Source organism: Rothia sp. 88186D007BW (assembly GCF_053544215.1).
Window position 1 is genome coordinate 42,507 of record NZ_JBPPTR010000006.1, and the last position, 23,477, is coordinate 65,983.

Below are 23,477 nucleotides of genomic sequence, written 5' to 3' on the forward strand. Positions count from 1 at the left end.
CTCAAGTTTACCGAACTCACCTGGAGATTAGCCCATCACCTGCTACCCAACCACCAAACCTTAGCTCATCGTGGCATGGCCTACGTGTAATTCTGCCCAGCCTATGACACCCTAGGGGTAGGGTCATAGACGGCCCACCAGTCACCACCGCATAGAGGGAGTAGAGGCATGGTAAAGACCACGTGGAAAGTAATTGGGGCAAGCGGTTTTGTAGGCTCATCAATTGTAGCCCGGCTAGCTGCTGAAGGTATTCGGGTCGATGCTGTGGAAGCTCCCCGCTTACTCACACGCACCGCTGAGGCAAACCAGCTCATTGAGGAAGCCCGGCAGTTAGAAGGCATTATCGATTCCCTAGCTGAGTCTTTTGCCGGGTGTGATGTCGTCATTAATGCTTCAGGTTTGGCAGCACCTGACCAAGAAGATTTAGTGCCCCTGCTGGGGGGCAACGCCTTACTTCCTGCTGTTATCGCCATTGCAGCTCAGCGTACCGGCGTCAGTAGGGTTATCCACCTCAGCTCCGCTGCCGTGCTAGGGCAGGTTGCTACGCTCACGCCGAGCGAAGAGACCCAGCCTTTCTCGGCCTATTCTTTCTCCAAAGCTCTGGGCGAAGAAGTGCTCCTGAAGCTGCGCTCCTTCATTGAAGAAACAGCGGCACGGGGCCAGGCGCCGGGGTCTGAAGATTCAGAGTTCCCGGCAGCGCCCTCCCATAACCCCGTTGAGGTTGCCCAGGATCATGCCGTTGAAATCTGCATTATTCGAGCCACCAGTGTGCAGGGCCGCGGACGGCGCACCACTGAGGCTTTTGCAAAGATTGCTTCATCTGCCTTGGCCTCTGTTGCAGGGCGTACCCCGCGCCGGACCCCGGTCTCCTCTAACTTTGCCCTAGCAGAATTTGTTTATCAGGTTGCTAGCTTCACAGGCTCTCTACCGGCTATTGTCATGCAGCCCTGGGAGGGGGCAACGACTGAGTCTGTTCTTATCGATGCAGGACGCCGCTACCCCCTGCACTTACCGGCCCCTCTTTGCCGCGCTCTGGTTGCTACCGGTTATAAGGTTTCTGAGCTACTGGGTGACCGGCTCACCGGGCCGGTGCGCCGGGTAGAGGTGATGTGGTTTGGGCAGGATATTGACGATTCCTGGGCACGAGAGAATGGCCTCGTGCCCCAGGCTCGGGTCAGTGAGGTGCTACGGACCGCCCATAGTGCACTGGGATTGGCCAAAGATCGTCGCTTTAAGAACTAAACTGCCTAGTTCTTGGTGCCCTCGTCGTCCGTATCAAGTAACGGTTCGGCGGGGGCACTGCTCTGGGTGCCGAAGACCAGCGAACGGGCATGAGCTACCGAGTAGGGCTTAGTATTATCTTTCACTAGGCGGATTGCCGGAGTATGGGCGTTTGCGGTGCGGCGCTGGTCAACGGCTACCACCGTTTGGCGAGCATCAGCGATGAGGTCTGCTGCCAGTGAGCCAGCAGCAGGAGCAGCAGCCTGACGCCCAGTCTCAGTTTCATCTAGCTCAGAATCCGCTACAGATCGGGGCGAAACCTCGGTATCTTCCATGGCCTCTGAAGTAGCGGCCAGGGCGGTTTCAGCCTCACGGCGGGCCTGTTCCTGGGCTTCAAACTCAGCACGGGTCAGCACACCGGGCACCACCTCGCGCAGGCGCTCAACAGAAATAGCCCCCTCACGCACCACCACCAGGCGGTTAGAGGTACAGTCCACGATAGTTGAGGGCAGGGCGTCCTTAGCTTCAAAACCCTCAGGGCGGTTCTCAGGGCGCGGGCCACCATCAAAAATAAGAGCCACCTCATCACCCAACTGGGCCATGGCTTCCTGGGCGGTCGTAGCTGCCGGCCGACCCGTCTTATTAGCCGAAGAAACAGCCAAAGGCCCCAGGTTCTTCAAGAGTTCGATAGCCACCGGATCATTGGGTACGCGCAAAGCAACAGTGCCCTGGGTCTGACCCAAATCCCAGTTCAAGGAGGGCTGAGAGTAAAAAATCAGGGTCAGAGCACCCGGCCAGAATTCGGTTGCCAGGGCGCGGGCATCCTCAGAAATCTCATCAGCCAGCCCCGGAAGAACAGACTGGTCATAAATCAGCACCGGCGGGGGCATCTGCCGGGTGCGGCCCTTAGCTGCCAGCAGGTTACCCACACCCTCCACCGAAAAGGCATCAGTAGCGATACCGTAGACAGTATCGGTAGGAATCACGATAGTTTTGGCCTCGCCGATTGCCGCGTTGGCGGTTTCAATCGCATCGCCAAGGGTCGCGGAGTCGGTTGCACTAACAATGGTTGCTTTCACACTCATCATTCTTTCACATTCTTAGATACCTGGTAGCGGTTTAAAGCCAGAGGTGTGACGGGGTTTACCTGCAAAATCATCAATAGAGTCAATACGCTCAAACCCAGCAGCCCCCAGCACTTGGCGCATCAGCTCCCGCTGAGTCTCAGCATGTTCCATGATCAAATAACCACCGGGGGCCAAAAGGGCATAGGCCCGGTCTGCAATTGCCCTGGGCAGTTCCATGCCGTCCTCTCCCCCACCATACAGGGCCAGGTCAGGGTCGTGATCTCGCACCTCGGGGTCTTTAGGGATCGCACCAGCAGGAATATAAGGCGGGTTAGAAACAACCATACTCACAGTACCCTCATAGCCGGGTAAGGCAGTACGGGCATCCCCGGTTACTAGCTCCACCCCGGCCGGGCCCAGGTTACGCTCAGCCCAGGCAGCAGCCTCAGTAGAAAGCTCAACAGCAAGGACGCGCGGGGTTGGCACCTGCCCATCAGCAGCAAGTTCAGTAGCCAAAGATGCTGCAATAGCACCTGAGCCAGTACACAAATCAACCACCACCGGCCGGCCGGGCAGCACCTGCCCCATCCTGCGGTAAGCAGCCAGGGCATGCTCCACCAACAACTCCGTCTCTGGGCGGGGTACAAAAACCCCAGGGCCCACCGACAAGGTCAAGCCCCGGAAAAAGGCCTGACCGGTCAAATGCTGTAGAGGAAGGCGTTCAGCACGCAGGTTAACCAGCTGCTCAAAGCCCTCCGGTACCGGGTAACCCAGCAAGGCCAAAGACTGCACCCGCCCCCGCGAGACCGGCTCACCGGCGTCCTTCTCTAACAAGTAGGCGGCAAGTAGCTGGGCGTCAGCGGCAGCCGACTCAATACCGGCTGCACCAAGATAGAGCGCAGCCCGGCGAAGGGCCGAATCGAGCTCTTCACCGGGCTGCAGGCTAAAATCAGCCACGCTTATTTGTCTTCCTGACCGAGCTTCTCAAGGCGGGCGGCCTCGTCCATCTCAATAGCAGACTGCACCACAGCCTCAAGGTCACCGTTGAGCACAGCCTCCAAGTTGTAGGCCTTATAGCCAGTACGGTGATCGGCAATACGGTTTTCAGGGAAGTTATAGGTGCGGATACGCTCAGAACGGTCCATGGTGCGCACCTGGGAGTGACGCTTCTCAGCGTTCTCAGCATCAATCTGCTCCTGCTGCCAAGCCAACAGACGGGCACGCAGCACGCGCATCGCAGCTTCACGGTTCTGAATCTGAGACTTCTCATTCTGCATAGCAACCACGATGCCGGTGGGCAGGTGGGTAATACGCACAGCAGAGTCAGTGGTGTTCACGGACTGACCGCCAGGACCAGACGAACGGTAGACGTCAATCTTCAAATCGTTCTGGTTAATCTCGATTTCCTCAGGCTCATCAACCTCAGGGAAAACCAGCACACCAGCTGCTGAAGTGTGGATACGGCCCTGGGACTCGGTCGCCGGGACACGCTGGACGCGGTGCACACCACCCTCGTACTTGAGGTGGGCCCAAACACCCTCAGCGGGATCGTTCGAGTTGCCCTTGATAGCCACCTGGGCGTCCTTGTAACCGCCCACATCGGTCGTCTGAGAGGAAATCATCTCAGTCTTCCAGCCCTTAGACTCAGCGTAACGGGTGTACATACGCAGCAGGTCTGCAGCAAAGAGGGAAGCCTCATCGCCACCTTCACCACCCTTGACTTCAAGAATGACGTTGCGGCCATCGTCCGGGTCACGAGGAATCAACAGACGACGTAGCTTCTCTTCAGCCGCAGGCAGCTGAGCCTCAAGTTCCTTGACCTCTTCAGCAAAGTCAGGGTCTTCAGCTGCCATCTCACGAGCAGCTTCAATATCATCACGCAGAGTATTGACACGATTGTAGGCCTCAACGATACCGTTGAGCTCTGAGTAGCGGCGGCCCAGCTTACGGGCCTTGCCCTGGTCAGCGTGGACGGCCGGGTCAGCTAGCTGCTTTTGCAGGTCTGCGTGCTCATCGAGCAGACCCTGGATAGATTCAATCATGGTGATGTCCTTTCCTTATTCGCCGTGGCCCAAGCCGCTCTTAGCAACGGTGAGCAGGAATTCGACGTTGGACTGGGTCTCGCGCAGCTTAGAGAGCAGAACAGACAGGGACTGCTCCTGATCCATACCAGCTAGGACGCGGCGCAGACGCCACATAATCTTGACCTCATCAGGTGAGAGCAGGGCCTCTTCACGGCGGGTAGAAGATGCGTTGAGATCAATCGCGGGGAAGATGCGCTTATCAGCTAACTGGCGTGAAAGGCGCAGCTCCATGTTGCCGGTGCCCTTGAACTCTTCAAAGATCACCTCATCCATCTTGGAGCCAGTCTCAACCAGGGCAGTAGCCAGAATGGTCAGTGAGCCACCCTCTTCAATGTTACGGGCGGCACCAAAGAACTTCTTGGGCGGGTAGAGGGCTGCTGCATCTACACCACCGGAGAGAATACGGCCTGAAGCAGGTGCTGCCAGGTTGTAGGCACGGCCCAGGCGGGTCATGGAGTCCAGCAGCACAACGACGTCACGGCCCTGCTCCACCAGACGCTTAGCACGCTCAATGGCAAGCTCAGCGACAGTGGTGTGATCATCTGCCGGACGGTCAAAGGTAGAGGCAATTACCTCACCATTGACGGTGCGCTGCATATCGGTCACTTCTTCGGGGCGCTCATCAACCAGGACCATCATGAGGTGAACCTCAGGGTTATTGGTGGTAATGGCGTTAGCGATGGACTGCAACATCAGGGTCTTACCGGCCTTGGGAGGCGCCACAATCAGGCCACGCTGGCCCTTACCGATAGGAGCAATCAAGTCAATAACGCGGGTGCCCAGCTTCTTGGGCTCAGTCTCCAGGCGCAGACGCTCCTTGGGGTAGAGCGGGGTGAGCTTATTAAACTCACGGCGGCCCTTAGACTCTTCAGAGGTCAGACCGTTGATAGAAGTGAGCTGTACCAGGGCGTTGAACTTCTGGCGGTTGTTGTTATCGCCTTCGCGGGGTGCGCGGATAGTACCAACAATGGCATCGCCCTTCCGCAGACCATAACGCTTGACCTGAGCCAGAGAAACATACACATCGTTGGTGCCGGGCAGGTAGCCAGAGGTACGCACAAAAGCGTAGTTATCTAGCACATCGAGCACACCAGCTACAGGGATCAGCACATCATCTTCGCTGATCTCAGGCTCGTAGTCGTCACGGCGGTTGTTACGGCGTTCGCGGCGCTCAGCCTGACGGTCGCGGCGGTTCTTGCGGTTATTGCGGCGGTCCTCGTCGGGGCCGTTGTTGTGCTGGCGGTCGTTGCGCTCGCTACGGTTATCGCGCTCGTTCTTGCCACCGCGGTCGCGGGTATCGCGTTCTTGCTTATCGCCGCGGTCCTGACGGTTATCGCGGTCCTGACGGTTATCGCGGTCGTTGCGGTCACGGCGGTTCTTACGCTCAAAGCGGTCGTTCTTCTCACCGTTTTCAGATGAGTTCTCGCCCTGCTCAGCAGACTCGGTGTTCTCGCCCTCGTTCTTGCGGCGGCGGTCGGTGCGGGTGCGAGTACGGGTGCGCTTGTTACCCTCTTCGCCCTCATTCTGGTCACTGCGGGCAGCCTTCTGCGACTCCAGACCATCTAGGGCAGCTTCGACTGCTTCAAGGGCTGAGGTGTCGGGCTTGTTCTCACCCTGGGGTTCAGCAGCCACAGTTGCACTGCTTGCGCGACGGTTACCGCGGCGCTCGGTCGCCGGCTTCTCAGGTGCAGTCTCAGACTGAGCCTCAGTAGCTTCCTGCCCCTTAGCTTCTTCAGCTTCAGCGGATTTCTCGGCTGCGGTCTTACGGGTGCGAGTGCGCTTAGGCTTCTCTGCCTCAGCCTGAGCCTCTGTGGGGGCTTCTGATTCAGCAGCCTTCTCAGCTGCGGTCTTACGGGTACGGGTGCGCTTGGGCTTCTCTGCCTGCTCACCAGTCTCAGCAGGACGATCGGCTACAGCAGAACCGCGTTGGTGGGCTGAAATAGCTTCCACCAAATCTGATTTGCGCAGACGGCGGGCGCCGGTGATACCTAGCTGGGAGGCTAGGGATTGAAGCTGAGCAAGTTTGAGGCTGCTCAGGCTAGGGGACTTCTGTTCAGCCGCTGCTGCGGCCTCCGTACCTGCGGTCAGGTCGGTTTTTTCTGCCACGAAGGTTCCTTCTCTCGAAATATCGTTGATTTCGCGGATTGTTCTGGCGCAACAGATGCGCCATGCCCAGAGCGGGCGAGTATTGGTTCAGGGGGCCAGGTGCCCCGTTCGCCGTGTGGCGAAAGAAGCGGGTGGCCAGTGCCAGTGCCCCACCTTCATATAGGTAGGTGGTGCTCTTTGCTAGGGACGCCTTAGCACACCTAGGCCAGGCGAAAAGTGAACGGTTAAACATCCTGAGGCTTCTACAGACCAGTTAAACCGTGAGATGAGGCCGACTCAAGCAAGCCCAGGCACAAGATGCCAGGCAAGGTTAGGCGGTTTCCTCATAGGTAAGCATAACACCTTTAGTATCGATGTCGATATCAAGCACTCGCCAGCTGACAGGTCGGTTCTCGTGCTGATTAGGTTCTCTTTCAGTGGCGAAGGCCTCAATGGCCTGGCGAACTCGGGCGCGTTCGTCCGCCCCCTTAGCTAGGGCCATGACGGTGGGCCCGGCCCCCGAAATGACCGCGGCAAAACCCTGGTCGCGCAGATAAGCTACCAGGGAGGCAGAGGGCTTCATAGCAACTGCCCGGTAGGGCTGGTGCAAAAGGTCGCTGGTAGCAGGCAGCAAATATTCAGGGTAGGACGCCAGGGCTTGGGTCAGCAGCGCAGCCCGCCCTGAGTTAGCGGCAGCATCCCGGTGAGAAACAGTCTGCGGGATAAGCTCACGAGCCACCTTAGTGGGCACCTCATAGTCGGGAATAGCGATAACCGGCAGGACCTCCGGGTGGGCAGGTACAGGCAGAGAATGCCAACCAGATTCGTCCCCATAAGAGATGACTACCTGCCCGTAGAGAGAGGGTGCCACGTTATCGGGGTGCCCCTCCAAACCTGAACACACCTGTAACACAGCCTTCGCATCGAGCTGGCGGGCAGCAGGCAAGAGGCCATTCGCTGCGCTGACACCCGCAACAATAGCTGAGGCCGATGAGCCCATGCCGCGAGAATGCGGGATACGGTTGTGGGCCTGAATATGCAAGGAAGGTAGCTCTAGAAGACCAGCAGCCTTCCAGGCCTCCACCATCGCTCGTACCACCAGGTGGCTGGCATCCTGGGGGACCTCGTGTGCACCCTCCCCCGTAAGATCAAAGGTCAGCTCCCCCACCCCGGGTATACGAGTGACCGTCAAATCATCGTAGTAGGCCAGGGCCAGCCCCAAGGAATCATAACCGGGGCCCAGGTTGGCTGAGGAAGCGGGGACCTTCACGGTCACCCGCGCACCTACAGGAATGTCATGGGGCTGGATAAGAGGCTCGTTTGAGCCGTCAATCATGGGAAGTGACATAAGAATCGGTGTTAGCCTTCTACGCTGATAACGGAGGTGATCTCACGGAGGGTATCAAGGGCACCCACCACGGCCATGGTCTTACGCAGGTTAGCGTCAGTGGTGCGGTGGGTGACGATACGGATCGAAGCGCTGGTGCCATCGCCTGCGCCCTTAGTCTGGCGCATGGTGTCGATAGAAACACCGTGGTCAGCAAAGATACGGGCAATATTTGCCAGAACACCCAGCTTATCCTCCACGAGAAGACCCACAGAATACCGGGAAATCACATCATTCATGGGGGTAGCGGCCAGCTTGGCAAAAGAAGACTCAGGCACACCGGGCCCACCCAGCACCAGGCGGCGGGCAAGAGAAACAAAGTCACCGAGCACAGCAGAAGCGGTAGGGGCACCACCAGCACCAGGGCCATAGAACATGAGCTCACCAGCATTTTCTGCCTGCACAAAGACAGCGTTGAAAGCCCCGTGCACAGAAGCCAGCGGGTGCTGACGAGGAACCAAAGTGGGATTAACACGAATATTGACACCCGCCCCGTCCTTCTCACAGACCGCCAAGAGCTTGATAACGTAACCATCAGCAGCCGCTGCCGCTACATCATCAGCGGTGACAGAAGTAATACCTTCACAGTGAACATCATCAATAGTGAAATCAGAATGGAAAGCCAAAGAAGCAACAATAGCGGCCTTAGAGGCAGCATCATGGCCCTCAATATCAGCGGTAGGGTCAGCCTCAGCATAGCCCAGGCGCTGGGCCTCAGCCAGGGCATCAGCGAACTGGGCACCGGTGGTATCCATCTGATCCAGAATGTAGTTGGTAGTGCCGTTCATAATACCCAGCACACGGGTAATCTGGTCACCAGCCAAGGAATCGCGCAAGGGGCGCAGAATAGGGATAGCACCAGCCACAGCGGCCTCATAAGAGAGCTGGGCACCGCTCTTAGCAGCAGCAGCAGCCAACTCAGCACCATGCTTAGCCAACAAAGCCTTATTACCTGACACCACCGACTTACCTGCGCTCAAGGCATCTAAGATACGGGTACGGGCAGGCTCAATACCACCGGTAAGCTCAATCACCACATCGGCGCGCTCAATCAGCGCCTGAGCATCGGTGGTGTACAGCTCGGGTGCAGCCTCATAATGACGCTTGGCTGAGGTATTGCGAACAGCAATACCAATCAGCTCAACCGGCGCGCCAATACGATCCTGCAGGGACTGGGCATCCTCGGTGAGCATACGAGCTACCTGTGAGCCGACATTGCCGGCACCCAATAGTGCTACTTTGATGGTGGTCTTGCCCAAGAGCGTCTCCTGACGTAGATGAGGAATGTTGTTCAGCGTTCCGCTCACCATACTAACCGGTAAAACGGCACACCCCGGAGTATGAACTCTATTTTCTCACGGAGTGATTGATTACAGGACGCCACCCACCACGCTCCCTGCCCGACGGCAAGAAAAGTGAGCGGCGGCGTCCTCGCGAAGAAACCTACACCAGACCCAGGTCGCGGGCCAGCATATCTTCTTCAGTTTCGCGGCGAATAATAGCGCGCGCAACCTGCCCCTGAGCCGTAGCAATCACCGGCGGGCGGGTCAGGTAATTATAGTTGGAAGCCATCACATGGTTATAGGCACCGGTAGCCGGAACAGCAAGAATATCCCCCGCTGTTAGGTCAGCAGGCAGGTAGCAGTAGCGAATCACAATATCACCAGATTCGCAGTGCTTACCCACCACACGAGAAAGTACCTGCTCCCCTTCCGGGGCACGGTTAGCTAAGGTGACCGCATAGTCTGACTCATAGAGCACCGGGCGGGGGTTATCGCTCATACCCCCATCTACCGAGACATAACGGCGTACACGGGTATCACCATGTTCATCTTCAATAGCGACATCCTTAATGGTACCCACCGTGTAGAGGGTGATACCTGAGGGCCCAGAAATAGAACGGCCCGGCTCAAAGGAAAGATGAGGAATAGCCATACCAACATTAGCGCAGGTCTTAGAGACCATATCAGCGAGTTCAGTTGCGATATCAGCTGAGCTACGCGGGGCATCCTGCTCGGTATAGCCAATACCGTAACCGCCACCCAAATCAATCTCGGGCAGTACCACGCCAAAACGCTCGTTAAGCTGCTGCATGTAGGTCAGCACCTTCTCCGCAGCCTTACCAAACCCATCAGCCTCAAAAATCTGAGAACCAATATGGCAGTGCAAACCGCGTAAATCAATGTGCTCACTAGCCAGAGCCAGGGCTGCTGCCACAGTAGCGTAAGCATCATCAGCGGTAATCCCCAGCTCAGCCAACTCATCTAAAGGCAGGCCAGCTAGCGGTGCGGTCCCCGGTGCCAGAGACTGACCAAACTTCTGATCCTCATGGGCCGTAGCAATATAGTCGTGGGTAGAGGCGTGCACACCGGGGGTCACACGTAGCATCACCGGGGCAGTCACGCCCAGCTTAGCTGCTACCTGCCCGATAAGCTGCACCTCAGGCACGGAGTCAGCCACCAGGCGTCCTACCCCGTAAGAAAGAGCCCGGGCGATCTCCTCTGCCGACTTGTTATTTCCATGCAGGGCAATTTTGGCCCCGGGCACACCAGCGCGCATAGCAATCGCCAGCTCACCGCCACTAGCGGTATCCAGGCACAGGCCCTCTTCCTCAGCCCACTTGGCTACAGCAGTCGCCAAAAAGGACTTACCTGCATAGTAAACCGAAACCTGCGCCCCATGCTTCTCAAAAGCAGTCTCAAAAGCTGAGCGGAACTCAGCAGCACGAGCGCGGAAAGTCGTCTCAGAAAAGACGTACTCAGGAGTACCAAAATCAGCCACCAAACGGCTGACGGGAATACCATCGACCTCTAGTTCCCCAGATTGTGCCCGGGTGAAAGAAGGGGCCCAGATGGTGGGGTCAAGGTCAGCCGGGGCGGAGGGGTAGGTCAGCCAGTCAGGCTTAAAGAGTGCGGCTTCTGCTCCCATTTACATCTTCTCCGGTGCGGTAACACCCAGCAGGCCCAGGCCATTGGCCAACACCTGACGGGTTGCCTGGTTCAACAGCAGGCGGGTGCGGTGCAAATCGGTAACCTCCTCATCACCCTTGGGGGCAACATGGGAGACACCGTACCAGCGGTGGTAGGCACCGGCTAGGGTTTCGAGGTAGCGGGCCACGCGGTGAGGTTCACGGAAGTCAGCGGCCTCCTTGACAGCTCCCACGAACTGGCCCAGGGAAGCTAGTAGGGCTGAGTCTGCCTCAGAGTTCAGCAAGGAGGTATCAACAGAGTCAGTGGTGACGCCAGCAGCCTCAGCATTGCGGGCAATAGCGCAGGTGCGGGCGTGGGCGTACTGCACGTAGAAAACCGGGTTCTCGTTGGACTGCTTGGTGAGCAGATCCAGGTCAATATCGATGTTGGAGTCTACCGAGTAGCGGGTCAGGGAGTAGCGGGCTGCGTCCACACCCACAATCTCGACCAGGTCCTCAAGGGTGACGACGGTACCGGCACGCTTTGACATACGCACAGGCTTGCCGTCCTTAACCAGGTTGACCATCTGGCCGATCATGACCTCAACCATCTCAGGGTCATCACCCAGGGCAGCAGCAGCAGCCTTGAGGCGGGCAACATAGCCGTGGTGGTCAGCACCCAGCATGTAGATAGCTAGGTCAGCGGGGTTCTCAGCACGCTTGGTCTTGTCCTGGAAGTAGGCGATGTCCCCAGCGATGTAGGCTGCATTGCCATCAGACTTGATAACAACGCGGTCCTTATCATCACCAAAATCGGTGGATTTAAGCCACCAGGCGCCGTCCTTAAAGTAGAGGTTCTCAGACTCCTTGAGCTTCTCAAGAAGTTCATCTACCTTGCCGTTTTCAAAGAGAGAATTCTCATGGAAGTAGACATCAAAATCTACCTTGAAGTCATGCAAGGAGGCCTTGATGTCTTCGAACATGAACTCAACACCGGTGGCGCGGAAGACTTCCTGGGGGTCTTCGGATTCCAGGGCATCAGGGCGAACCTCTAGCACACGGTTGGCAATATCGGTGATGTACTCGCCACCGTAGCCATCCTCAGGGGCTTCTTCACCCTTGGCACGGGCCAGCAAGGAGCGGGCAAAACGGTCAATCTGGTTGCCGTGGTCATTGAAGTAGTACTCGCGCACAACCTGAGCGCCCTGGGAGATAAAGATACGGGCCAGAGAGTCACCGACAGCTGCCCAGCGGGTGCCACCCAGGTGAATAGGGCCGGTGGGGTTAGCTGAGACGAACTCAAGATTGATGGTCTGACCAGCCAGGGTCTGGCTGGTACCGAAAGCTGCACCCTGCTCCACGATGGTCTTAGCAAGTTCGCCTGCCGCTGCGGCATCTAGAGTGATGTTAAGGAAGCCGGGGCCTGCAATATCAATGCTTGCCACACCGGCAATGTCGCTGATTCGGGTAGCTAGGATTTGGGCTACCTCGCGGGGGTTCTTGCCCACCTTTTTAGAAATCTGCAGGGCGATGTTGGTGGCCCAGTCGCCGTGGTCGCGATTCTTGGGGCGCTCTACGCGCACAGCGGGGGCGGTTTCGCCGTCGTTGAGGGTCAGTTCACCGGCTTCAAACGCTTCAGTCAGCGCGCCGTCAATTGCACTTGAGAGTTCTTCGGGAGTCATAGGGTCAAGTCTACAGGGTCAGCTGTAGACCTACCCAGCGGATGATGTGTTCCCAGGTGCTCTCGCTGGCGTAGATAGCTGGGTCAGAGTGCTCCGCTCCCCCGATGAGGGCCAGTTCGGTGGCTACACCGGCTGCTGAAAGTCTGCGGTGAACCTCAATTGATTGGCTAGGTGGCACACAGGTATCACCGGTGCCGTGAAGGTAGTAGACCGGGGCGTGGGTTCTTTCCCCGGTGCGCTGGGCGGCACGGGCATAGTCGACGGGGTGAGCCTTGGCCCAGTTGATTTCTGCGGGGGTACCAGCCTCTGGCGGGTAGGTGGAGCCGAGCAACCGCCATTCTGCCCCGTCGTCTTCGGGGTGGTCATAGGGGAACCCCCAGGTGAGGCGATCTTCAAAAATAGTTCGCAGGTCGCTCACTCCGTAGATAGAAACAGCGCAGCAAACGGAGGAGTCTGCTTGCCCTGCCATAGCGCGGGTAGCGAGCGTGGTGGCAGTCAGCCCTTCAAGGTAGGGCTCGTTCAAATGACCGGTTGCCGCAGCGAGTTGAACCAGGTGCCCGCCTGCTGACCCGCCAGCAAGGACGATGCGCTGCGGGTCGATACCAAATTCTTGGGCCTTGGTTTTGAAGTAGCGGATCGCTGTTTTGAGGTCGTTGATTTGGGCAGGAAAGAGAGCTTCGTGGCTGAGCCGGTAGTTGATGGAAGCTGTGGCGAAACCTGCGCGGGAGAATCGCTCGCGCACACGGTGTAGGCCGTTATTGGCCAGCAGGAAGGAGGATTTGTCGCCGTAGCGCCAGGCTCCGCCGTGGACGTAGATGAGAAGGGGTGCGGGGTGGTTCTCACCGGTAGGGGCGTTGGGCGGGTAGAAGTCAAAGGTGTGGGAGGGGTGACTGCTTCCCGCATAGTTGCCGGTGAGTGTGGTCATTGATTCAGCCCTTCGGTGCGCTGGTGTTTGTTCTACTGTAACGGGTTTGTGGTCTGGGGCTGAGTTTCTGGTAGAGTAATCAGGTCTGAGTTTCGCTCCGTGAAGTGAGCGTTTCAGAGTTGCCCTCGTAGCTCAGTGGATAGAGCACCAGTTTCCGGAGCTGGGTGTCGAAGGTTCGAATCCTTTCGAGGGCACACACAAAGAAGGTAGGCCAGCATGCGTAAAGCGCTGGCCTACCTTCTTTTTTGTGTGCCCGGCGTCAGGAAATGCCTTAGTGGAGGCCGCGGACGTCCGTAGTAAAGAAATTCTAAGCCACACCCGCATCGCCGTCCTCGCCGCATTTATTCTGAAAGTCCCGCAACTAGTTGCGGCTAAAACAGAATAAATGCGGAAGGCAAGGGAAGCCTTTGTCTCCTCTTCTTTTTGTCTTTGTCCTTCTTGTGCAGTGCTTTTTCTAGGGTTTTGTGACTCTGCCCCTACCCTCTTCCGTCCCGCGTCACATGCCTTGGTTAGTGTAATCACAGGGGATGGTGTATGCGCTTGAGGATTGACCGAATAGAGTTAGAAACATGAACATTGCAGAACTGCACCGCCCATGACAGAGAGGCCGATAGTGCAGCAAGCTGGGTCATTGCGAGTAAACCTTTTTCGGTTACATACTCACAGTGGCATCACGGCAAGAGCACTATCCACCACGGACTGCCATAGCTTCAAAGCATTTCGTTGCATGTCCAGTTATTTCTGGTAAAGAAAATGACTCATCGTCTCGTATAGTCTTTTCGTTTCCAGAGCCCTTTCCCCTAACAGAAGGATATGTTTACCTTGTCAACTCAGTCAGATTCTCGTCGTAGCGCCGAGCGCGTTGTAGAAGTTCTCGAAGCCCAGGGTGTCAAGACCATCTTCGGTGTTCCCGGCGCTAAGATTGACCCCGTTTTTGACGCGCTTGTAGATAGCGATATGGACATGGTTGTCTGCCGCCACGAGCAGAACGCAGCTTTCATGGCTGCTGCTGTTGGCCGTCTGACCGGCACCCCCGGTGTTGCCATCGTAACTTCCGGCCCCGGCGTCACCAACCTGGCCACCGGTCTGCTGACCGCAACTGCTGAGGGTGACCCCATGGTCGCCATCTGTGGTGCTGTGCAGCGTGCAGACCGCCTGAAGCTCACCCACCAGTCCCTGGATGCAGCGTCCTTCCTTTCCACCGTCACCAAGTTCGCCGGTGAAGTTAACGCTGCTGACAACGTTGCCTCCACCATGGTTAACGCTTTCCGCCGCGCTGAAATGATGCCCCGCGGTGCAACTGCCGTTGTTTTCCCCAGCGATGTGCTGACCGAAGAGACCACTCGTTCCATCACCACCAAGCTGACCGACCCCCAGCTGGGCCAGGCACCTCAGGCCTCCATTGAAGAAGCTGCTGCTGCTATTAAGGCTGCCCGCTTCCCCGTACTGCTCGTTGGTATGCGCGCATCATGCAGCGAAGGCACCGACGCCCTGCAGGAACTGCTGGCAGCAACTGACCTGCGCGTTGTAGAAACCTTCCAGGCTGCCGGTATGATCGGTCGCAACCTGGAAGACCACTTCCTGGGCCGTGTTGGTCTCTTCCGCAACCAGCCTGGCGATATTGCTCTGCACCAGGCTGACCTGGTTGTCACCATTGGTTACAACCAGATTGAATACGATGCACGCCTGTGGAACACCGATGACCAGCGCCGCATCATCTCCATTGACGAGATCAGCGACGACATGGACGACGCTTTCCAGCCTGAGCTGGAACTGCGCGGTGACATCCCCGCAACCGTCCGCGCCCTGGTTCCCCTGCTTGAAGGCTACAAGATGCCTGAAGAGGCACGCGCCAAGGCCGATGACCTGCGCGACCAGCTCAGCAAGGTTGAACTGCCCGTTGGTACCGACAGCGACCGCATTGACCCCCTCTTCGTTGTTCAGACCCTGCGTTCATGCCTGAGCGACGACACCGTCGTCACCTGTGACATTGGTTCACACCAGATCTACATGGCACGTTACTTCCGCACCTACAAGCCCCGCACCCTGCTCTTCTCCAACGGTCAGCAGACCCTGGGCGTCGGCCTTCCCTGGGGTATCGCTGCAAGCATCGTAGACCCCTCAAAGCCTGTTGTCTCTGTCTCCGGTGACGGTGGCTTCCTCTTCTCCGCCATGGAGCTAGAGACCGCTGTCCGCCTGAAGAGCAACCTGGTTCACATTGTCTTCAACGACAACACCTACGACATGGTCGCCTTCCAGGAGCACATGAAGTACGGCCGCACCAGCGGTGTACAGCTGGGTGAATACGATGTTGCCGCTTACGCTGAATCCTTCGGCGCTCACGGCCACACCGTCACCAACCCCGATGACCTGGCTGACACCATCAAGGCTGCACTGGCTGAAGAAGGCCCCTCAGTCATCAACGTACCCGTTGACTACACCAACAACGCCACCTACCTGGCCCACCAGCTACGTAGCGACGTCCTCAACTAAGGTTTAGTCACCCCATCAGGGTGTGCAGGGCCAGCTCATTCAACTGTTTCGACTGCGAAAGCTAGCCCTCACGCCCTAGATTGAATCGTTTATCTAATGTGCAGAGTTCAGCGAGAGCTCTGCACATTAGATAAACCAGGTAGGTCACACCTACCACAACCCACTTTTGAAAGGTTTCCCCTAATGACTATCAAGCGTCATACCATTTTTCAGCACAGCCTTATTTCTTCGCTGATTGCCGGTGTCTACGATGATGACCTCACCCTGCAGGAGCTACTGGGGCACGGTTCTTTCGGTATCGGCACCTTCAACGCGCTCGATGGTGAAATGATTGTCATCGATGGGCACTGCTACCAGATGCGTTCTGACGGGACCATCTCAGAACCGGATCTTTCTGAGAAGACCCCTTATGCTGTGGTTACCAACTTTGTGCCCTCGATTCGTAAAGAGCTGACTGGCAACCTATCTCGCAAGGATGTTGATCGCATTGTTGGCGAGCTAGAGCCTAGCCCCAACTATGTATACGCCGTGCGTATTACCGGCGAGTTCAACTGGGTCACTACTCGCACCGTTGCTCGACAGACCCGCCCCTACCCGCCCTTGGTTGAAGCAACCGATGGTGAAGAAATCCTACGCTTTGAAAATGTCAAGGGCACTTTGGCTGGCTTCCGTAGCCCCAAGTTCCAGTCAACAGTTGCAGTCCCTGGCTGCCACGTTCACTTCCTAGATGATGAACACACTCAGGGCGGGCACGTTGTTGATTATGACATTAAGAATGTTCTTGTTGAGATGTGCATCGGTACCGATATGCAGCTGCGCCTACCTTTGACTCAGGAATTCATGGAAGCTGATCTGGTTCCTGATGACCTCATGGAACAGCTCAATAAGGCTGAGCACTCTTCTCACTAAGGTTATTAACTAATCTAGAGAAGCTCTGAGCTTTTCTTTTTAGGACGCTTGTACCCCCTTTCCTGCCTTCTGGCTGGTAGGTGGGTGTAGGCGTCCTTTTTCTGTGTCTGTGTGCGGGCGAGCAGTGACTGGGTGGTCACACATCACTGTTTTTGAGAACGATTCTCATTTACAATAGGAGGGGCGTCTCTTCGTAGACCCACGCATCAACCTTCCCCATCCACTTGATGAAAGGCCCCCTTCCCCATGCAAACCATCCGCAGAGGGGTAACAGCACTACTAGCAATCCTGCTAGCAGCCCTCTACCTCCCCTTCGCTCACGCAGAAGACTCACGCTTTGAGATCTCCAGCGGCCACACCGACGGCTTCTACGTATCGACTGACACCGGAACCCCCGTTGTCAAAGTCGCCAACGGCCTGGGCAACACCCTCTATGACCCCAATTCGGTCTACTTTGCCATTAACAGCTCAACCTACGGCACCAACTACGAATTCAGTAGCCTAGACCGCAGCAGCTCAGAAGGTTATTACACCGCCAGCTGGGAGGCCTCCCACTACTTCGAACCCGGCTGGAGCGCCCCTGGCTACCGGGACAATGGCTTTAGCTCCGTGCGTATCGACTTCACCGAAGTTACCGGCCCTGCCCCCTTTGCAGTGCTGGGTAACGACCCCATGGACGAAGAAGATGAGTTCGCTACCGTCCCCTTCCTCAGCGACGGCAAGTACTACCTTGAGGCAGGCACCTCCCTGCCCATTCTGGGCCACACTCACGCCCACTGGTTCTTTGAACATTCAGGCACCTACACCCTCACCGGCCATGCAGTAGCAGTCACAGCAGATGGCCGCGAAGTGGAGTCTGCTCCCTTCACCGAAGTATTCCAGGTGGAGAAACATGAGGACGACACCCGCGCCGACCTGCCCGTCATTACCCTGGGCACTCCCGCAGAAGAGCACGACCACGGTCACGAGCATGACCACGATCACGAGAGCATTCCCGGTCACGAGCACGAGCACGAGCACGAGAGCAATCCCGGTCACGAGCATGACCACGAGCACGAGAGCAATCCCGGTCACGAGCACGACCACGAGCACGAGAGCACTCCTGGTCACGAGCACGAGCACGAGGACGGCCACGACCACGGTCATGAACACGACCACGGGCACGGCCAGCCCCTTACTGACCCCACCACCATCAGCGCAGGCCACGTTGACCTCTTCAACGTATCTGCTGAAGATGGCACCCTGCAGCTAGCTCTCAACGATGGCACCAGCGGGCACCACGTACTCCGCGCCCCCGAAAGCGTCACCATGGTTATTGGCCCCTCAGCCCTGACCAGCCTGCCTGCTTCACGCGCCCAGAAACTAGCACCTACTGGCTACCTGATTAGCGAAAACGGTACTGAACAAGAAACCCTACCCTTCATGGGCTGGGACACCTCAGCAGTAGCACCCGACTTTGAAGCCATCGACCTGAAGGTACTGGAAGTAACCGGCCCCGGTAGCATCTTCATGTTCAAGGTATCCCCCTTCCAGGGTATGACCTCCCCCTTCACCAACGGTGACTACCGCGTAGCAGAAGGTTCGGTTCTCCACCAGGCCAACCCCGGCCACGCCCACACCAACTGGCTCTTCACTGAAGCTGGAACCTACACCCTGAAAATCCAGGCAAGCGGCACCCCTCATGATGGTGACTCACCGGTAACCTCAAACATCAGCACCTACACCTTTACCGTAGGTGAGACTGCCTCCGCCCCGGAATCCCAGGAGCCCCAGCCCGAGCAGGAAGAAGCTAAGGCTCCCCTAGCTTCTCCTTCAGCAGAGGCAAGCCCCTCAGCTGCTGAACCGGTTGCCACCGATGCAACTACTGTTGCAAGTGCACCCTCGGCAGCTGAGTCAGCAGCCCAGGACAACCAGCAGGGTCAGAACATCCAGCAGGGCCAGAAGAATGAACAGGCTCAGGGCAAGGCAGCAGCCAGCCCCGCCGCCTCTGCTCTTGCTCACACCGGTAGCAACCTGACAATTCTCCTGGTTCTCGGTGCCCTCCTTAGCCTAGGAGGTATCGTCACTGTGCTGGTACGCCGCACCGCATAAGCAGCACACAGTACAGAAACAAAAGTATAGAAACATACATATCTAAGGGTCCCCACAGACTGTGCCCTCTACCCCACCACCAAAAGGGGTAGAGGGCACAGTTCTTTTCACACCCGCCCTGCCCTAAAATAGAGGGCAGTATGTCTAGTTCAGATTCTTCTCGCACACCTGCCCAACCACTTTCTTCTATTGCCGCCGCCATGCACGGGGCCGGCGTCCGCACCGCCCAGCCTACCGAACCCCAGCCTGCCGAAAAGCGAGGCGGCAGGCGGAAGGTATCCAGTAATCGTGAGGGGGCGGACGCGCCCACCCGCTCCCAGCGTCGCGGCCGCAGCTCGGGGTCCCGGGGCAGGCAGGGTGGGAAGAAACCGAACCAGCGCCGCCCCTACACCCCGCTGATTCCTGAAAAAATTACTTACCCCCAGGCCCTGCCTGTATCTGCCCGCCGGGACGATATTATGGCAGCCATTCGGGATAACCAGGTCGTCATTGTCGCCGGTGAAACCGGCTCAGGTAAGACCACTCAGCTCCCCAAGATGCTCCTGGAACTGGGCCTGGCAGAAAAGGGCATGATTGGGCACACCCAGCCCCGCCGTCTAGCTGCCCGCTCCGTGGCTGAACGTATTGCCGAAGAACTAGGCCAGAACATCGGTGAAACGGTGGGTTACCAGGTGCGCTTCACCTCAGAGGTGGGCGAAGGCTCCGCTATCAAGCTCATGACTGACGGTATTCTCCTAGCCGAAATTCAAAACGACCGGCTGCTGCGCCAGTACTCAGCCATCATCATTGACGAGGCCCACGAGCGTTCCCTCAACATTGACTTTATTCTGGGCTACCTCAAGCGCATCATGAGCCAGCGCCCCGACCTAAAAATCGTCATTACCTCAGCGACCATCGACCCGGAGCGTTTCGCCCGCCATTTCTCCCCCAGTTTCATGCCCGGGGTCGGCATCGTCGATGAGAGTCTGAGCGCCGAAGAAAAAGAAATTGCCGAAGCCGCCCTGCCCGATGATGCCCCGCCCATTATCGAAGTATCTGGGCGCACCTACCCGGTTGAGATCCGCTACAGACCCCTGAGTGAGCCACGCACCGGCGATGGCGGGGAAGATGAGGCAGACGCCGGTGACGGCCTAGAAGATGAAGACCGTGACCCCATCGAGGGTGTACTCGATGCTGTGCGTGAGCTATCTGAAGAGGCCCCCGGCGACATCCTCATTTTCTTCTCTGGCGAGCGCGAAATTCGAGACGCCGCTGACGCCATTGAAGAGATGGTGCGCTCTACCCGCCGCCTGGCCGATTACGAGGTGCTCCCTCTTTATGCTCGGCTCTCTATGGCTGAGCAGCATAAGGTGTTCAAGCCCGGTGGGCGTCCGCGCATCGTGTTGGCCACCAACGTTGCAGAGACCTCGCTGACTGTGCCCGGTATTAAGTACGTGATTGATACCGGCACCGCCCGTATCTCCCGCTATTCGGCCCGCACTAAGGTGCAGCGCCTGCCTATTGAGCGTATCTCTCAGGCATCGGCTAACCAGCGTTCGGGCCGCTGTGGTCGTGTCTCTGACGGTATCGCTATCCGTCTCTATTCAGAAGAGGATTTTTTAGCGCGCCCAGAGTTCACCGACCCCGAAATTCTGCGCACTAATCTGGCGGCGGTAATCTTGCAGATGACCGCTATTGGGGTGGTTAAGTCCCCTGCTGATATTGAGAAGTTCCCTTTTGTTCAGCCTCCAGAAACGCGTGCTATTAACGATGGTGTTAATCTGTTGCGTGAGCTGGGGGCACTTGCTACCCCCGGCCGTGATGGGGCGGACGCCCTGCCCCGCGATAGGCGCGGGGCACGAGGTAGAGGGGGGCCGCGTCCGTCCTCACCGCTCACTGCCGCCGGGCAGGCTATGGCTGCTCTACCTGTTGATCCTCGTTTGGCGCGCATGATTGTAGAGGGCTCTAAGCGGGGTGTGGCTAAGGAAATTATGGTGCTGGCTGCGGCTCTGACTATTCAGGACCCTCGCGAGCGCCCTGCCGAGCACCGGGGTGAGGCTGATTCTTTGCATGCCCGCTATAAGGATGAGACCTCAGATTTTACGTCCTTTCTTTTGCTGTGGCAGTTCATTAATGAGAAGCAGGCCGAGCTCTCTTCTAGTCAGTTCCGCAAGTTGTGCCACCGGCAGTATCTGAACTTTTTGCGTATTCGTGAGTGGCAGGATCTTTTTGCCCAGTTGCGGGAGATTGGCCGGTCAGCCGGTATCACGGTTGAGGGTGGGCGTGAGATTGACCCGGCGGCCAGTGAGGTTGAGGTGCATAAGTCGCTGCTCTCTGGTTTGCTGTCGCATATTGGTATGCAAGATGAGCAGAATCGCCGCGAGTACCGGGGCGCCCGCGGAACCCGTTTTGCGATTTTCCCCGGTTCTGCTCTCTTTAAGAAGAATCCGGTCTGGCTGGTCTCTGCTGAGCTGGTGGAGACTTCTCGCCTGTGGGCGCGGGTGAATGCCCAGATTGAGCCCGAGTGGGTTGAGGAGCTAGCCGGCCCCTTGCTGAAGCGTTCTTATTCTGATCCGCACTGGTCGTCCCGCCAGGGCTCTGTGCTTGCCCACGAGAAGGTAACCCTCTTCGGTCTACCCGTCATCGCTGACCGCCGTATCCAGTACTGGCGGGTTGACCCGGTTGCTGCCCGCCAGATTTTTATTCAGTCTGCCCTGGTAGAGGGTGACTGGCAGACCCGTCACCGCTTCTTTGCCCGCAATCAGAAGGCCCTGGCTGAGGTTGAGGAGCTTGAGGCCCGTCTGCGCCGCCGCGATTTGCGGGTGGATGATGCGGCGCTCTTTGATTTCTATAATGCCCGTATTCCGGAGCATGTTGTTTCTGAGCGTCATTTTGACCGCTGGTGGAAGGATGAGCGCCGGGTCAACGAGCACCTGCTCGATTTCACCCCCGAGAACCTGATCGACGAAGAGGCCGCCGATTACGACGAATCCCTCTTCCCCCGCACCTGGATAGCCCGCACCTCTGGCGGGGAACTTGCCCTGGACCTGCGCTACGAGTACGCCCCGACCGTGCAGATTGGCGGGGTGCGTTCTTCTCAGGCTCAGACGGACGGTATTGCGGTGCAGGTTCCGGTGCTTTTTTTGGGTCAGCTTGAACCGGCTCCTTTCCAGTGGCTGATTCCGGGTCTGCGCGAAGAACTGGTGACGGCCCTGATTAAGTCCTTGCCTAAGCAGATCAGGAAGAACTTTGTGCCAGCGCCGGATGTTGCCCGTCAGGCTGTTGAGAAGCTCACGGCCGACTATTCCCCTGCTACGGATTCGCTCACGGAGTCTTTGGCCCTGGTGCTGCGTCGTCTGCGCGGCCATGTGGTTGACCCGGCTGAGTTCAATTGGGAGGCTGTGCCTGAGCACCTGCGTTTTACCTTCCAGGTGCGTAACCATCAGAACAAGATTCTGGGTGAAGGTAAGGATCTAGTGGAGTTACAGGGCCTTTTGCATGCTGAGATTCGTTCTGCCCTGGCAGCTTCCTTGGGTGCTACCCCTGAGACTATGGGCAAGATGGCGGCTCTGGCAGCTGGTGGCAAGAAGGCTCCGGACGCCCGTAGTGGCTCTGGCCGTGGGCAGGTTCGTGGCGGCGCTGGCAGCCGGGGTTCTGCTACCGACGGGGTGCAGGCGTCCGCCCCGGAGGGGGCAGGTAAGAAGGCTGTACGGGAGGTCTCTGGCCTGACCGACTGGCCAGAACAGGATCTACCCCGTAAGGTTGAGCGTCTTATTGCCACCCAGACTGTAGCCGGTTACCCGGCCCTGGTCGATGAGGGGGCATCCGTTGCTGTGCGCATCTTCCCCACTGAAGCTGAAGCCGCCCAGGCCCAGCGCGGGGGTGTTATCCGCCTGCTCAAGCTCAACACCCCTTCGCCTGAACGCTACGTTTCAGAGCACCTGAATAACCGTGAAAAGCTGATTTTTACCCAGAACCCGCACGGTTCTATTGATGCTTTGATTAGTGACTGCACCGTAGCTGCTATTGACCAGTTGGTGCCCGCTACCCCGCCCTTCACCAAGGCAGAGTACACGGCCCTGTTCAACAGTGTGAGGGCTGAGCTGATTGATACGGTCTTTGTGATGACCAAGCTCGTTTCCGATATTCTCTCAGAGACCGCTAAGGTTCAAAAGCTCATTAAGAAGTCCACCTCCCTTACGGTCATTCACGCCATGAGTGATATGAAGAGCCAACTAGAGAACCTGGTCTACCCGGGCTTTGTGACTGCCACTGGTGCCACCCAGTTGCACCATCTGCCGCGGTATCTCAAGGCGATTTCCAAGCGTATTGAGAAGCTTGGGCCCAACGTCAACAGGGATAACCAGCTCATGCTGACGGTGCAGGAGCTTGAGGACGCCTACGATAAGGCCGTACAGTCCCTACCTGGGGGCACTGCCCCGACTTCTGAGCTGGAGCAGGTGAGCTGGATGATTGAAGAGCTTCGGGTGAGCTTCTTCGCCCAGGAACTTGGCACCGCTTACACGGTCAGTGAGAAGCGGGTGGCTAAGGCCCTGCGCGAGGCTCTGGAGGCTATCAAGAACTCCTAGGCCCCACCCATCTCTACCCTAGGTACCATCTAAATGAGAAAAACCCACGAACTAGGT

The 23,477-nt window shown here is 57.6% G+C and carries 14 protein-coding genes and 1 tRNA gene; 6 read left to right on the forward strand and 9 right to left on the reverse strand.

Going from position 1 to position 23,477, the window contains the following annotated elements; genetic code table 11:
• The first annotated feature begins 168 nt into the window (after positions 1-168).
• Positions 169-1,242: an NAD-dependent epimerase/dehydratase family protein gene (locus tag ACEE09_RS04610; RefSeq protein WP_449082501.1), complete on the forward strand. Its 1,074-nt coding sequence runs from the start codon at positions 169-171 to the stop codon at positions 1,240-1,242.
• A gap of 5 nt (positions 1,243-1,247) precedes the next feature.
• Here ACEE09_RS04610 and ACEE09_RS04615 read toward each other — a convergent pair whose 3' ends face one another.
• The 9 genes from ACEE09_RS04615 to ACEE09_RS04655 form a co-directional block, all read right to left on the reverse strand.
• Positions 1,248-2,300, reverse strand: a complete 1,053-nt coding sequence (locus ACEE09_RS04615; protein WP_449082503.1) for an L-threonylcarbamoyladenylate synthase — start codon at positions 2,298-2,300, stop codon at positions 1,248-1,250.
• 21 nt (positions 2,301-2,321) lie between these two features.
• Positions 2,322-3,245 carry a peptide chain release factor N(5)-glutamine methyltransferase gene (prmC, locus tag ACEE09_RS04620; protein ID WP_449082505.1) on the reverse strand — a complete coding sequence of 308 codons (924 nt, stop codon included), beginning with the start codon at positions 3,243-3,245 and terminating at the stop codon, positions 2,322-2,324.
• A 2-nt stretch (positions 3,246-3,247) separates the two neighbouring features.
• Entirely contained in the window at positions 3,248-4,330 is a 1,083-nt protein-coding gene (gene prfA, locus ACEE09_RS04625) for a peptide chain release factor 1 (protein ID WP_449082507.1), read from the reverse strand.
• A gap of 15 nt (positions 4,331-4,345) precedes the next feature.
• Positions 4,346-6,478: a transcription termination factor Rho gene (rho, locus tag ACEE09_RS04630; RefSeq protein ID WP_449082508.1), complete on the reverse strand. Its 2,133-nt coding sequence runs from the start codon at positions 6,476-6,478 to the stop codon at positions 4,346-4,348.
• 310 nt (positions 6,479-6,788) lie between these two features.
• Positions 6,789-7,805 (reverse strand): homoserine kinase, encoded by a 1,017-nt coding sequence (thrB, locus tag ACEE09_RS04635; RefSeq protein ID WP_449082510.1) that lies wholly within the window; start codon positions 7,803-7,805, stop codon positions 6,789-6,791.
• An 11-nt stretch (positions 7,806-7,816) separates the two neighbouring features.
• Positions 7,817-9,154: a homoserine dehydrogenase gene (locus tag ACEE09_RS04640; protein WP_449082512.1), complete on the reverse strand. Its 1,338-nt coding sequence runs from the start codon at positions 9,152-9,154 to the stop codon at positions 7,817-7,819.
• 133 nt (positions 9,155-9,287) lie between these two features.
• Entirely contained in the window at positions 9,288-10,772 is a 1,485-nt protein-coding gene (locus tag ACEE09_RS04645) for a diaminopimelate decarboxylase family protein (RefSeq protein WP_449082514.1), read from the reverse strand.
• Positions 10,773-12,434, reverse strand: a complete 1,662-nt coding sequence (gene argS, locus ACEE09_RS04650; RefSeq protein WP_449082516.1) for an arginine--tRNA ligase — start codon at positions 12,432-12,434, stop codon at positions 10,773-10,775.
• Positions 12,435-12,444: 10 nt separating this feature from the next.
• Complete coding sequence (locus ACEE09_RS04655) at positions 12,445-13,359, reverse strand: alpha/beta hydrolase fold domain-containing protein (RefSeq protein ID WP_449082518.1); 915 nt, start codon at positions 13,357-13,359, stop codon at positions 12,445-12,447.
• A gap of 121 nt (positions 13,360-13,480) precedes the next feature.
• Between ACEE09_RS04655 and ACEE09_RS04660 the strand changes: the two genes are divergently transcribed.
• The 5 genes from ACEE09_RS04660 to hrpA all read left to right on the forward strand — a co-directional run bounded on the left by ACEE09_RS04660 (position 13,481) and on the right by hrpA (position 23,420).
• A tRNA-Arg gene (locus ACEE09_RS04660) sits at positions 13,481-13,553 on the forward strand.
• Between the two features lie 628 nt (positions 13,554-14,181).
• Positions 14,182-15,852 carry an acetolactate synthase AlsS gene (gene alsS / locus ACEE09_RS04665; protein WP_449082520.1) on the forward strand — a complete coding sequence of 557 codons (1,671 nt, stop codon included), beginning with the start codon at positions 14,182-14,184 and terminating at the stop codon, positions 15,850-15,852.
• A gap of 183 nt (positions 15,853-16,035) precedes the next feature.
• Entirely contained in the window at positions 16,036-16,761 is a 726-nt protein-coding gene (budA, locus tag ACEE09_RS04670; RefSeq protein WP_449082522.1) for an acetolactate decarboxylase, read from the forward strand.
• A 246-nt stretch (positions 16,762-17,007) separates the two neighbouring features.
• Positions 17,008-18,852, forward strand: a complete 1,845-nt coding sequence (locus ACEE09_RS04675) for a choice-of-anchor M domain-containing protein (RefSeq protein ID WP_449082524.1) — start codon at positions 17,008-17,010, stop codon at positions 18,850-18,852.
• Between the two features lie 140 nt (positions 18,853-18,992).
• Positions 18,993-23,420 (forward strand): ATP-dependent RNA helicase HrpA, encoded by a 4,428-nt coding sequence (hrpA, locus tag ACEE09_RS04680; RefSeq protein WP_449082526.1) that lies wholly within the window; start codon positions 18,993-18,995, stop codon positions 23,418-23,420.
• Positions 23,421-23,477 lie beyond the last annotated feature (57 nt).